Annotated in this window: 13 protein-coding genes; 11 read left to right on the top strand and 2 right to left on the bottom strand. The window is 67.2% G+C overall.

What is annotated here, in order from left to right:
- Nucleotides 1–29: 29 nt before the first annotated feature.
- The 11 genes from A5733_RS19790 to A5733_RS19740 all read left to right on the top strand — a co-directional run bounded on the left by A5733_RS19790 (nt 30) and on the right by A5733_RS19740 (nt 11,467).
- Entirely contained in the window at nt 30–1,493 is a 1,464-nt protein-coding gene (locus tag A5733_RS19790) for a DUF6779 domain-containing protein (protein WP_198938883.1), read from the top strand.
- Nucleotides 1,494–1,572: 79 nt separating this feature from the next.
- Complete coding sequence (locus tag A5733_RS19785) at nt 1,573–2,532, top strand: Rossmann-like and DUF2520 domain-containing protein (protein ID WP_076241358.1); 960 nt, start codon at nt 1,573–1,575, stop codon at nt 2,530–2,532.
- Complete coding sequence (gene panC, locus A5733_RS19780) at nt 2,529–3,470, top strand: pantoate--beta-alanine ligase (protein ID WP_076241357.1); 942 nt, start codon at nt 2,529–2,531, stop codon at nt 3,468–3,470. The genes A5733_RS19785 and panC overlap by 4 nt, the downstream gene beginning before the upstream one ends.
- Nucleotides 3,470–3,886, top strand: coding sequence for an aspartate 1-decarboxylase (panD, locus tag A5733_RS19775; protein WP_067766441.1), 417 nt, complete (start codon nt 3,470–3,472; stop codon nt 3,884–3,886). Before panC ends, panD begins: the two co-directional genes overlap by 1 nt.
- Entirely contained in the window at nt 3,886–4,701 is an 816-nt protein-coding gene (locus A5733_RS19770; protein WP_067766444.1) for a type III pantothenate kinase, read from the top strand. The genes panD and A5733_RS19770 overlap by 1 nt, the downstream gene beginning before the upstream one ends.
- A gap of 156 nt (nt 4,702–4,857) precedes the next feature.
- A complete protein-coding gene (lysS, locus tag A5733_RS19765) occupies nt 4,858–6,381 on the top strand; it encodes a lysine--tRNA ligase (protein WP_067766447.1) in 1,524 nt (507 codons plus the stop codon).
- 131 nt (nt 6,382–6,512) lie between these two features.
- The gene (gene lsr2, locus A5733_RS19760; protein ID WP_003882525.1) at nt 6,513–6,854 is read left to right on the top strand and encodes a histone-like nucleoid-structuring protein Lsr2; all 342 of its coding nucleotides are present in this window, start codon (nt 6,513–6,515) and stop codon (nt 6,852–6,854) included.
- Between the two features lie 303 nt (nt 6,855–7,157).
- On the top strand, nt 7,158–9,686 hold the full coding sequence (clpC1, locus tag A5733_RS19755; protein ID WP_076241356.1) for an ATP-dependent protease ATP-binding subunit ClpC: 2,529 nt from the start codon (nt 7,158–7,160) through the stop codon (nt 9,684–9,686).
- Between the two features lie 223 nt (nt 9,687–9,909).
- On the top strand, nt 9,910–10,125 hold the full coding sequence (locus tag A5733_RS19750; RefSeq protein WP_067766452.1) for a CbtB-domain containing protein: 216 nt from the start codon (nt 9,910–9,912) through the stop codon (nt 10,123–10,125).
- A 22-nt stretch (nt 10,126–10,147) separates the two neighbouring features.
- Nucleotides 10,148–10,909 carry a CbtA family protein gene (locus A5733_RS19745; RefSeq protein ID WP_076241355.1) on the top strand — a complete coding sequence of 254 codons (762 nt, stop codon included), beginning with the start codon at nt 10,148–10,150 and terminating at the stop codon, nt 10,907–10,909.
- A gap of 9 nt (nt 10,910–10,918) precedes the next feature.
- A complete protein-coding gene (locus A5733_RS19740; RefSeq protein WP_076241354.1) occupies nt 10,919–11,467 on the top strand; it encodes a histidine phosphatase family protein in 549 nt (182 codons plus the stop codon).
- Here the strand turns inward: A5733_RS19740 and A5733_RS19735 are convergent.
- Both A5733_RS19735 and mhuD read right to left on the bottom strand, forming a co-directional pair.
- Complete coding sequence (locus A5733_RS19735) at nt 11,464–12,789, bottom strand: serine hydrolase (protein ID WP_369806663.1); 1,326 nt, start codon at nt 12,787–12,789, stop codon at nt 11,464–11,466. The genes A5733_RS19740 and A5733_RS19735 overlap by 4 nt on opposite strands.
- Before the next feature lie 13 nt (nt 12,790–12,802).
- Nucleotides 12,803–13,120, bottom strand: coding sequence for a mycobilin-forming heme oxygenase MhuD (mhuD, locus tag A5733_RS19730; RefSeq protein WP_067766461.1), 318 nt, complete (start codon nt 13,118–13,120; stop codon nt 12,803–12,805).
- Between the last annotated feature and the right edge of the window lie 5 nt (nt 13,121–13,125).

Raw genomic sequence — 13,125 nt, 5'->3', positions numbered from 1 at the left:
GAATGGCCGGTGACGGGTACAGTCGGCGCATGACCGTTCTGCCCCGCGGTGGTCGGCCACGGCGCGGCGGCCGAAGGCCGGGCTGGCTCCTCTTGACGGTATTGCTGGTGCTCGCCATTCTGGCCAGTTCCGCATTGGTCTTCACCGATCGAGTCGAGTTGCTGAAACTCGCCGTCATCCTGGCGCTGTGGGCTGCCGTGGTGGCGGCCTTCGTCTCTGTCATCTACCGCCGCCAGAGCGATCTGGACCAGGCCAAGGCGCGGGACCTGAAGTTCGTCTACGACCTGCAGCTGGACCGGGAGATCTCCGCGCGGCGAGAGTACGAGCTGACCGTCGAAACCCAACTGCGCCGGGAGCTGGCCTCCGAGCTGCGCGCCCAGGCCGCCGACGAGGTGGCCGCATTGCGCGCCGAACTCGCCGCGTTGCGGGCCAACCTGGAGATCTTGTTCGACACCGACCTGATGAACCGCCCGGCCATCGAGACCGACAAGAGCGCGGTACGCACCGCGGGCCGGGTCACCGCCAGCCGTCTGGACGTGCCACCGGTCGAGGTCACCGACATCCGTACGTCGCGGACCGAGGAAACCCCGATCATCGACGTTCCGGCCGAGCCGCATCCCCCGGAGAACGACTGGGCGACCTCCGGTGGTGCCCACCGGCTGCCGTCACGGCCGATGCCCGCGGGTGAACCGCCGCGCCGCCGTCGGCGCCAGCAGCAGGAGTCCGCACGCCAGCCGGAGCCGCCGCGCCGCGAGCCCCAGGCGGAGCCCGAACCTCGCGTCGAGCCCGAGCCCCAACCCCAGCCCCGTCCGGAGCCGCAACCGGCGGCACGTCGGCCCGCGGAGGCCACGTCGGCCTGGGCGCCGCCGCCCCCACCGCCGACCATGCCCCCGATGCAACCGTCACCGACGATCGAAGCCCCCGAACCGGAGCCCCAGCCCGGGCCCGTGCCGGCACCGGAACCGGCACCGGACGCGGCTTCCGAACCGGCCGCGACCGGTTGGCAACCCGCCCCCGCCGAGGGCCAGTGGATTCCCGCGGGCGCACCGGGCAGCAACTGGTCAGCCCCGGTGACCCCGCAGAACGGTGCGGCAACCGAGTACGTCGGCCGGCGTCGCGCCCCGGAGTCGACCCCGCAGACAGCCCCGGAACCCACAGCGGCACCGGCCCCGGAGCCCACGCCGGAACCCCCGGGGACCCCGGCCCCGGCGATGTCGGCAGCCCAGACGCCCGAGCCGCCTCGCGGTCGCCACTCCGCCCCGGCCGAGTCCGATCCAGCGCGGCCCGCAGCCGCTCAGCCGTCACCGGCCCTGGCCGCCGAACCGTCGGCGCCGCCCTCCCAGCCGCCGCGGCGGGCGTCGCGGCACCGCAGCGACGACGAGCCGGAGCCACAGAACGGCCACCACGCCGACGGACAGTCGGTCAGTGAGTTGCTGGCACGGTTCCAGTCGGCCCCGGCAGAAGGCGGCCGTCGCAGGCGTCGCGAACCGTGAGTTAGTCTCGTGGCGACCGTCCGGTACCCGCCACGCGGGACTGGAACGAGAACCTATTCATCCTGTGAGGTCGTCTGCGATGCAGCAGCTCCCGGCAGACGGGTGGTCTCCACCTGAGGGCCTGCGTCCGGCCAGGCTCAGCGTCGGCGTCATTTCCGCCGGCCGGGTCGGCACGGCGCTCGGCCATGCCTTGGAGCGGGTCGAACATGTCGTGGTGGCGTGCAGCGCGATCTCCGAGGCCTCGCGGCTGCGGGCGCAGCGCCGGCTGCCCGACACCGCGATCCTCCCGGTGGCCGAGGTGGCCCGGCGCGCCGAGCTGTTGCTGTTGGCCGTCCCCGACGCCGAGCTCGCCTCCCTGGTATCCGGCCTGGCTGCCACCGGTGCCGTCCGGCCCGGAACCATCGTGGTGCACACCTCCGGGGCGAACGGCGTCGCGGTGCTGGCGCCGTTGAGCGAGCAAGGATGCATACCGCTGGCCATCCACCCGGCGATGACGTTCACCGGTTCCGACGAGGACATCGCCCGGCTGCCCGACACCTGTTTCGGCATCACCGCCGCCGACGAGGTGGGGTATGCGATCGGGCAGTCGCTGGTGCTGGAGATCGGTGGGGAGCCGTTCCGGGTCCCCGAGGATGCCAGGACCCGCTATCACGCCGCGCTGGCGCATGCCAGCAACCACCTGGTCACCCTCGTGCTCGATGCCGTCGACACCCTGCGGGCCTCGCTGCGCGGTCAGGAACTGCTCGGCCAGGAACTCGTCGGCGATGCCCCCGGCGGGCTGCCCGAGCGGGCGGTGGGACCGCTGGCCCGGGCGGCGCTGGAGAATGCGCTGCAACGCGGTCAGGCCGCCCTGACCGGGCCGGTGGCCCGTGGTGACGCGGCCGCGGTGGCGGCGCATCTGCAGGCGCTGGCCGAACTGGATCCTCAACTGGCCCAGTCATATCGGGCCAATTCGCTGCGGACCGCTCAACGTGCCCACGCACCGCAGGACGTCCTGCAAGTTCTGACCGAATCGAGCCCGGAAACGAGTCAAGGATGACCCACAGCAATCCGCCCAAGTTCGTGGCCGGCGAGCTCAATGTCTACTCCGCGCCCGCCGACGTCTCGGCGGTCACGCGGGCGCTGCGCACCAGCGGCCGGCGGATCACGCTGGTACCGACGATGGGCGCGCTGCACGGCGGGCACCTGACCCTGATTCGTGCGGCCAAGCGGGTGCCCGGTGCGGTGGTGGTGGTGTCGATCTTCGTCAACCCACTGCAATTCGGCGCCGGTGAGGATCTCGATGCCTACCCCCGCACCCTTGACGACGACCTGGCCGCGTTGCGTGCCGAAGGCGTCGACATCGTGTTCACCCCAACCGCATCGGCCATGTATCCGGACGGCCCGCGCACCAGCGTACAGCCCGGCCCCGTCGGCGACGAGCTCGAAGGTGCCTCGCGCCCAGGACATTTCGCCGGCGTACTGACCGTCGTGCTCAAACTCCTGCAGATCGTCCGGCCGGATCGGGCGTTCTTCGGCGAGAAGGACTACCAGCAACTGGCGTTGATCCGGCAGATGGTCGCCGACCTGAACGTGGATGTGCAGATCGTCGGGGTGCCCATCGTGCGCGAGTCCGACGGGCTGGCGATGTCCTCACGCAACCAGTACCTCGACGCCGACGAACGCGAGCAGGCCGGTGCACTGTCAGCGGCCCTGCTGGCCGGAAAGTACGCCGCCGCCGGTGGTGCATTGGCCGCCATCGAGGCGGCCCGTGCCGTGCTGGACGAGGTTCCGGCCATCGACGTCGACTATCTCGAGGTGCGCGACGCGCTGCTGGGCCCGGCCCCGGCCGAAGGCCAGGCCCGGCTGTTGGTGGCCGCCCGGCTGGGCCGAACCCGGCTGTTGGACAACATCTCTGTCGACATCGGTGCCTCGGCCGGCATCGACGGACACCCCCGCGTCGGCGACGACAATCATGAACTGCCCTGGAGGAACTGATGCAGCGCACCATGCTGAAATCCAAGATTCACCGTGCCACCGTGACGCAGGCGGACCTGCACTACGTCGGCTCGGTGACCATCGACGCCGACCTGATGGAGGCCGCCGACCTGCTCGAAGGTGAGCAGGTCACGATCGTCGACATCGACAACGGCGCCCGCCTGGTGACCTATGCGATCACCGGTGAGCGGGGCACCGGGGTGATCGGGATCAACGGCGCGGCCGCGCATCTCATCCATCCCGGGGATCTGGTCATCCTGATCGCCTACGGCGTGATGGAGGACGCCGAGGCCCGTACCTACCGGCCGCGGATCGTCTTCGTGGACAACGACAACAAGCAGATCGACCTCGGCGAGCACAGTCACGATCCGGCCTACGTCCCCGAAGACGTGTCCGAACTGATGTCACCGCGCTGATGCTTCTCGCCATCGACGTCCGCAACACCCACACCATCGTCGGGTTGATCTCCGGGTCCGGAGATCACGCGAAAGTGGTGCAGCAGTGGCGGATTCGAACTGAATCCGAGGTGACCGCCGACGAGTTGGCGCTCACCATCGACGGCCTGATCGGTGATGCCGCGGACGAACTGACCGGCGCGACCGCCCTCTCCACGGTGCCCTCGGTGCTGCATGAGGTACGGCTGATGCTCGAGCAGTACTGGCCGTCGGTGCCGCACGTGCTCATCGAGCCCGGGGTGCGTACCGGCATCCCGCTGCTGGTCGACAACCCGAAGGAGGTCGGGGCCGATCGGATCGTGAATTGCCTTGCCGCCTTTCACAAATACGGCACCGCGGCGATCATCGTCGACTTCGGCTCGTCGATCTGTGTCGACGTGGTATCGGCCAAGGGCGAGTTCCTGGGCGGGGCCATCGCCCCCGGGGTGCAGGTGTCGTCTGACGCTGCTGCCGCCAGGTCCGCCGCGCTGCGCCGCGTCGAGCTGACCCGGCCGCGTTCGGTGATCGGCAAGAACACCGTGGAATGCATGCAGGCCGGTGCGGTGTTCGGATTCGCCGGACTGGTCGACGGGTTGGTCAACCGGATTCGCGAGGACGTCGACGGATTCTCCGGCGGCGACGTCGCGGTGGTGGCCACCGGGTACACCGCTCCGCTGGTGCTGCCGGACCTGCGCACGGTCGAGCACTACGACCGCAACCTCACCCTCGACGGGCTGCGCCTGGTGTTCGAACGCAACCGCGACAGCCAGCGCGGCCGGCTGAAGCCGGCCCGCTGAGGCGGCTCGCCGCCGGGGCGGCGGGTCGCGGTTGTGAGGTTGTACACAACGGCTGACCGTGCAGCCGTGCCCACCGGCCCGCGACCTCGCAGTCGAGTTCCTCCGGCCCGTCGGCGTGGCAGGACGCGTTCCGGTGTTCCTTTAAGCTGGCATTTTGTGAGCCCAGCCGATCGCGACGACGCGTCCCAGTCCCAGGCCGACCTTCCCGAGCAGTTCCGGATTCGTCAGGCCAAACGGGAGCGGCTGCTGGCAGAGGGCCGCGAGCCCTATCCGGTGACCGTTCCGCGGACCCACACGTTGGCCGAGCTGCGCGATGCCTATCCGGACCTGGTCGCCGACACCCAGACCGGCGACATCGTCGGCGTCTCCGGCCGGGTGGTGTTCGCGCGTAACTCGGGCAAATTGTGCTTCGCGACGCTGCAGGAGGGCGACGGCACGCAGCTGCAGGCGATGATCAGCCTGGCCCAGGTGGGGCAGGAGTCGCTGGATGCGTGGAAGGCCGACGTGGACCTGGGCGACATCGTGTTCGTCCACGGTGAAGTGATCAGCTCGAAGCGCGGCGAACTGTCGGTGCTGGCCGACTCGTGGCAGATGGCGGCCAAGGCGCTGCGGCCACTTCCGGTTGCTCACAAAGAAATGAGCGAAGAAGCCCGGGTGCGTCAACGCTATGTCGATCTCATCGTGCGTCCCGAGGCCCGCAGCATCGCGCGTCAGCGGGTGGCCGTGGTGCGTGCGGTCCGTTCGGCGCTGGAACGCCGGGGCTTCCTGGAAGTCGAGACGCCGATGCTGCAAACGCTGGCCGGCGGCGCGGCGGCTCGCCCGTTCATTACCCACTCCAATGCACTCGATGTCGATCTGTACCTGAGGATCGCGCCGGAACTGTTCCTCAAACGTTGCATCGTCGGCGGATTTGACCGCGTTTTCGAGTTGAATCGGAACTTTCGCAACGAAGGTGTCGATTCCACGCACTCACCGGAATTCTCGATGCTGGAGACATATCAGGCGTACGGTGACTACAACGATTCGGCGGTTGTCACGCGCGAACTTATTCAAGAGGTCGCCGATGAGGCGATCGGCACCCGTCAGGTGCCATTGCCTGATGGCACAATCTATGACCTCGACGGCCAATGGGACACATTGGAAATGTATCCCTCGTTGTCTGAGGCCCTTGGCGAGGAGATCACTCCCGAGACATCCGTTGAGCACTTGTGGCGTATTGCCGACAACCTGGAGCTCGAGATTGCACGCGACCGCGGCTACGGGCACGGAAAATTGGTCGAGGAACTCTGGGAACACACCGTGGGTGCGAAGTTGTGGGCGCCGACGTTCGTTCGCGACTTCCCGGTCGAGACCTCACCGTTAACCCGGGCCCACCGCAGCATTGCCGGGGTCACCGAGAAATGGGACCTCTACATACGACGTTTCGAACTCGCCACCGGATATTCCGAACTCGTCGATCCGGTAATCCAGCGGGAACGTTTCGAGGCCCAGGCCCGCGCTGCGGCCGCCGGTGATGATGAAGCAATGGTTCTCGACGACGATTTCCTTGCCGCATTGGAGTACGCGATGCCGCCCACCACCGGCACCGGAATGGGTATCGATCGGCTGTTGATGGCGTTGACGGGCTTGTCTATTCGGGAGACGGTTTTGTTCCCGATTGTTCGTCGTCACAGTAACTGACACTGCAACTGGACCGGTGTGATCGACACCCTGTTGGAAATGTGCGTGTTTTTGTGGCACATTGGGCCCCGGGTGCAGGATACTCAGGCTTAGTCACCAATGGCGTGTGCAGAAGGGTTCGGTGCGGGGTAATGGCAAAGAAAGTGACCGTCACGTTGGTCGACGATTTCGATGGTGAAGCCACCGCCGATGAGACGGTTGAATTCGGTCTCGACGGTGTCACCTATGAGATCGACCTTTCGTCCAAGAATGCCGCCAAGCTCCGCAATGACCTGAAGCAGTGGGTGGAGGCCGGCCGTCGCGTCGGTGGACGCCGGCGCGGGCGTGCTGCCGGGCCGGCCCGTGGCCGCGGTGCCATCGACCGTGAGCAGAGTGCCGCCATTCGTGAATGGGCGCGGCGCAACGGGCACAACGTGTCCACCCGCGGGCGCATCCCGGCAGACGTCATCGACGCTTTCCACGCCGCCACATAATCGACCGCAACTCAACCGATAGTTGCCAGCTCCGGACCGGTGAGAATTCCCGGTCCGGAGTTTTTCGCTAATGGCGAACCCGAAAGCCGTGGTTTCGGGAAACGATTCGCCGACCGGCGGCGTTGCTCATCTGCAGCACCGGTTGCGGGCGGGTCTCCTCGGGCGGAACAGACCGCCAACCTCCGCGCCCGGGGCGGCCGCCCACTAGAGTGGACGGCAGGTACTTCGTGCGGGCTCTGAGAGAACCGATATAACAAAGCCGTACGCGGGTATCGCTACGCGATGGAGAGCAGGTAACCACCGATGTTTGAGAGATTTACCGACCGTGCCCGCAGGGTCGTCGTCCTGGCGCAAGAAGAGGCCCGGATGCTCAACCACAACTACATCGGGACCGAGCACATCCTGTTGGGTCTTATTCACGAGGGCGAGGGCGTAGCCGCCAAGTCGCTGGAGTCGTTGGGCATCTCGCTGGAGGGCGTGCGCAGCCAGGTCGAGGAGATCATCGGCCAGGGGCAGCAGGCGCCGTCCGGCCACATCCCGTTCACGCCGCGCGCGAAGAAGGTCCTCGAGCTGAGCCTGCGCGAGGCGCTGCAGCTCGGCCACAACTACATCGGCACCGAGCACATTCTGCTCGGCCTGATCCGTGAGGGCGAGGGCGTCGCCGCGCAGGTCCTGGTCAAGCTCGGCGCCGAGCTGACCCGGGTGCGCCAGCAGGTCATCCAGCTGCTGAGCGGCTACCAGGGCAAGGAGGCGGCCGAGGCCGGCACCGGTGGCCGTGGTGGCGAGTCGGGCAACCCGTCGACGTCGCTGGTCCTCGACCAGTTCGGCCGCAACCTCACCGCTGCCGCCGCCGACGGCAAGCTCGATCCGGTCATCGGCCGTGAAAAGGAAATCGAGCGGGTCATGCAGGTGCTGAGCCGTCGCACCAAGAACAACCCGGTGCTGATCGGCGAGCCCGGCGTCGGCAAGACGGCCGTCGTCGAGGGTCTGGCGCAGGCGATCGTGCACGGCGAGGTCCCCGAGACGCTCAAGGACAAGCAGCTCTACACCCTGGACCTGGGGTCCCTGGTGGCCGGCAGCCGTTACCGCGGTGATTTCGAGGAGCGCCTGAAGAAGGTGCTCAAGGAGATCAACACCCGCGGCGACATCATCCTGTTCATCGACGAGCTGCACACCCTCGTGGGTGCCGGTGCGGCCGAGGGCGCGATCGACGCCGCGTCGATCCTCAAGCCCAAGTTGGCCCGCGGTGAGCTGCAGACCATCGGCGCCACCACCCTCGACGAGTACCGCAAGTACATCGAGAAGGACGCCGCGTTGGAGCGCCGGTTCCAGCCGGTGCAGGTCGGTGAGCCGACGGTCGAGCACACCATCGAGATCCTCAAGGGTCTGCGCGATCGCTACGAGGCCCACCACCGGGTCTCGATCACCGACGGCGCGCTGGTGGCCGCGGCCACCCTGGCCGACCGCTACATCAACGACCGGTTCCTGCCGGACAAGGCGATCGACCTGATCGACGAGGCCGGTGCCCGGATGCGCATCCGCCGGATGACTGCTCCGCCAGACCTGCGTGAGTTCGACGAGAAGATCGCCGACGCGCGCCGGGAGAAGGAGTCCGCGATCGACGCGCAGGACTTCGAGAAGGCCGCGAGCCTGCGCGATCGGGAGAAGCAGCTGGTCGCCCAGCGCGCCGAGCGGGAGAAGCAATGGCGTTCGGGCGATCTCGACGTGGTCGCCGAGGTCGACGACGAGCAGATCGCCGAGGTGCTGGGCAACTGGACCGGTATCCCGGTGTTCAAGCTGACCGAGGCCGAGACCACGCGCCTGCTGCGCATGGAAGAGGAGCTGCACAAGCGGATCATCGGCCAAGAGGATGCCGTCCGTGCAGTTTCAAAGGCCATCCGCCGCACCCGCGCCGGCCTGAAGGACCCGAAGCGTCCGTCCGGCTCGTTCATCTTCGCCGGCCCGTCCGGTGTCGGTAAGACCGAGCTGTCCAAGGCGCTGGCGAACTTCCTGTTCGGTGACGACGACGCGCTCATCCAGATCGACATGGGCGAGTTCCACGACCGCTTCACCGCGTCGCGGCTGTTCGGTGCCCCTCCGGGGTACGTCGGCTACGAAGAGGGCGGCCAGCTCACCGAGAAGGTGCGCCGCAAGCCGTTCTCGGTCGTGCTGTTCGACGAGATCGAGAAGGCCCACCAGGAGATCTACAACAGCCTGTTGCAGGTCCTGGAGGACGGACGTCTCACCGACGGTCAGGGCCGCACGGTCGACTTCAAGAACACGGTGCTGATCTTCACCTCCAACCTGGGCACGTCCGACATCTCCAAGGCGGTCGGGCTGGGCTTCAGCCAGGGCGGCGGGGAGAACAACTACGAGCGGATGAAGCAGAAGGTCAACGACGAGCTCAAGAAGCACTTCCGGCCTGAGTTCCTCAACCGCATCGACGACATCATCGTGTTCCACCAGCTGTCGCAGGACGAGATCATCAAGATGGTCGACCTGATGATCGGCCGCGTCGGCAACCAGCTGAAGGCCAAGGACATGGAGATGGAGCTGACCGACAAGGCCAAGGCTCTGCTGGCCAAGCGTGGCTTCGATCCGGTGCTGGGTGCCCGCCCGCTGCGGCGCACGATTCAGCGCGAGATCGAGGACCAGCTCTCGGAGAAGATCCTCTTCGAGGAGCTCGGCCCCGGTCAGCTGGTCACGGTCGATGTCGAAGGCTGGGACGGCGAAGGCGCCGGCGAGGATGCGAAGTTCACGTTCTCCGGTGCGCCCAAGGCGGCCAGCCCCGACGGTCCGGATCTGGCCAAGGCCGGAGCCACCGCGGAATAAGGTTCAACACGAAAGATGCCCTCGCCACAACGGCGGGGGCATTTTTCATACCTGTTTCATACCTGCCGACCGGAGATCTCCTGCGCGGGTCGTAGGATGCTGCTGTAATCGACAGGCATAGGAACCTGGTGGAACTCCAGGACGGCCGCGCCACTGTGAACAGTCAGACCCTGACCTGTCGCACACACGGACTGGGACGCGAATTCCCGGAAAGGACCCGTAGATGACTTCCGCAGAGGCACGTAAGAGCCACGCTGGCGCAATCGACCTGTCGGCCACGAAGGCGGTGCTCTGGCTGACGCTGACCGCGTTTGTGGCGCTGCTCGCGCTCTACTTCGTCGGCATGGACCAGGGCGCCACCTCGGTGCTGGGCAACAACACCTACGTGCACGAGTTCGTGCACGATGCTCGCCATCTGCTCGGTTTCCCCTGCCACTGATTCGCAGCGAGACACCGACACAATGGAAAAACACATCATCGGGCGCGGCGTACTGGCCGGCGCCCTCGCCGGCGTGCTCGCGTTCGTCTGGGCCAAGGTGTTCATCGAACCGGTGATCGGTCGGGCGATCGACTTCGAGAACGGGGTCGGTGCGGCACACGAAGCGGCCGGGCATTCCCACGGCGGCCATTCCCATGGCGAAGAGGGCGCCGAGTTGTTCAGCCGGGGCGTGCAGTCCAACATCGGCATGGGCCTGGGCGTCCTGATCTTCAGCGTGGCGATGGGCGCCCTGCTGGCCGTGGTGTTCTGCGTGGTGTACGGCCGGATCAACCTCTCGGCGCGGGCCCTGGCGGCCCTGACCGCGGGCGGCATGCTGGTCTCGTTGTGGATCGTCCCGGCGCTGAAGTACCCGCCGAACCCACCTGCGGTGAGCCTCGACGAGACCATCAAGCAGCGGACCCTGCTCTACGTGCTGTTGGTGGTGCTCTCCGCGGCGCTGTTCGTGGGCTCGGTCCTGTTGGTGCGACGGTTGATCCCCAAGCTGGGGGTCTGGAACGCCTCACTGATCGGGATGGCCGACTATGTGGTCTCGATGGCCGTGGTGTTCTTGATCCTGCCGACCATCGACGAGACCCCGCCGACGTTCCCCGCCGACGATCTCTATGAGTTCCGGCTGTATTCGCTGGGCACGCAGGTTGTCATCTGGGCGACGATCGGCCTGGTGTTCGGGGCCATGGTGTCCAAGCTGCTCGAGGGCAAGCGTCAGGAGCACCTGACCGCATGAGCCGCGAGCGTGAGTGAGGTCGTCCGGCTGTCGCTGGTGTCCCATGCCATGACGGACGCCACCGCAGCCGGACGATTCCCCACCGACGAGGCCCTCAATCAGTTGGGCCACCGGCAGGCGGACGCGGCCGTCGAACTCGGCGTCGTCGACACCGCGTACTGCGGGCCCGAGAAGAGGGTCCGCCAGACCGCCGAACTGCTCGGGCTGTCGGCCGTCGTCGAACCGCAATTGGCCGATCTGGACTTCGGCAGCTGGCGCGGGGCCGTCCTCGGAGGCGTCGAGCCGGCGGATCTGGCGATCTGGCTGACCGACCCGACCCAAGCCCCACACGGTGGCGAATCCGTCGTCGACCTCGTCGAGCGGGTACACGCCTGGATGGACAGTCTGACCGCGGTGCGGGGACGGTTGGTGGCGGTGACCCATCCCGCGGTGATCAGGGCCGCCATCCTCGTCGCCCTGGATGCCCCGCCGAAGTCGTTCTGGCGCATCGACATTGCGCCGCTGAGCCGCACCGTGATGCATTTCCGCGGGCATGCCTGGACCCTGCGGAGCAGCTAGCCGACGGGTGCCATGGCGAACGCCCGTTTGGCGATCGACAGCAGCCAGCCAGCTGCCGTCGGGCTGCGGAACTTCGGCCAGTTCAACTGGAAGCTGACCACCCAGGGTTGCCCGGTGTGGTCCACCGCGTACCAGCTGAAGGTCAGGTCGCCGGGCAGGTTGCCGCCCTTGGCGCCGATGTAGTTCCACTTCGCCGGGTCCAGGTCGATACCGGGCAGTGCCGACAGGATGTCCTTGACCGGTGCGGCCGGGCCGACGGCCGAGGCCTGCAACGCGGCGTGCACCCGGCAGATGTCGGCAGCACTGGCGAACCACTCCAGACCGTCATTGGACGCCGGCGTGTGGGTGCGGTTCGGATCCGGTTCGTAGGGGCGGTTGTTGGTCTGCTTCAGCAGCGCCACCCGGTCGGCGGGCGAAGCGGCCTTCCACTGATCCCGCAGATTCGGTTCGCCCCAGCCGACCGAGAACACCTCGTGCATGGTCGGAAACGGGGTCATGCTGGCCGGATCGTGATGACCGGCCGTCACCAGGGCACGCTCCACCGCGGCCGTGCCCACTCGCTCGATCAGTAGGTCGGTGGCCATGTTGTCGCTGGCCGAGATCATCTGTTGGGCGGCGGTGCGCACGGTGATCTGCGCGCCGGGCGGCAACTTGTCCAGACCGGCCGAGCCGAGCTTCTTACCTTCCCTGGTGATCGTCAGATGATCGTCCCACTGCAGCGTGCCCGCCTTGATGGCGTCCGAAACGGCAAGCAGCACATACAGTTTGAAGATCGAGGCCAGCGGCAGCGAGAGCTCGGTGTTGGTGCCGGCGACCTGCTCGCACTTGCCGCCCACCACCTTCGACACCCGATACGAGTAGCGGGCGCCGGACTTGGTCAGTTCGGTGTCGATGTCCGACCAGGTGTCGATCCTGGGCGGCACCAGCGTGATGTCGAAGCGGTCGACCAGGCCGACGTCGTTGGTCTTGAGATCGATGTCCTGGGCCACGTTGTAGGAGTTGAGGACGTGCAACGTCGCCTGGGCGGCGCCGATGTCCACCGATGTCACACGGAACGGTCGATCCCACCAGATCGAGTCCATCTTGGTGCCCACCAGGTCGACCTTCTCCGGTGCGGCCAGCGTGCGCACACCGATGGGGCCGATCGGCCAGTCGGAGTTGAGCATGTCCATGGTCTGCTTGGCCCGCAGACCGGGTGGGGTGATGGTGTCGATGTGCGCGCCGTAGGACACTTCCGCTGCCGGCGCGACCTTGTGCGAACAGCCACAAGCCACGGTTGCCGCAACCGCGACGACGGCCGTCAGGCCGACCGCGCGGCGCAGCACCTGGCCGCGGCTACGCCTTGGCAGCGGGCCCTGCAACGTCCAGCACAACCTCGAACTCCAGCAGCGATGCGCCGGTGGCGACCGGGTTGGCGTGCTCGCCCTTGTGCGCTTCGGCGGCGCGTCCCGTGGCCCAGGCCTGGAACGCCTCTTCGGTTTCCCACTGGGTCACCACGAAGTAACGCTCTTCGCCCTTGACCGGGCGCAACAGTTGGAAGCCGAGGAACCCGGGCTGGTTGTCGACGGAGTGTGCACGGTTGGCGAACCGCTTCTCCAGTTCCGGGCCTGCGTTGGGTGGTACTTCGATGGCGTTGATCTTCACGACAGGCATGCTGT

It is taken from the genome of Mycobacterium sp. NS-7484 (assembly GCF_001953975.1).
Classification (GTDB): domain Bacteria; phylum Actinomycetota; class Actinomycetes; order Mycobacteriales; family Mycobacteriaceae; genus Mycobacterium.
The sequence above is the reverse complement of the archived record's forward strand: the minus strand, read 5'-3'. Positions and strand labels throughout refer to the sequence as shown.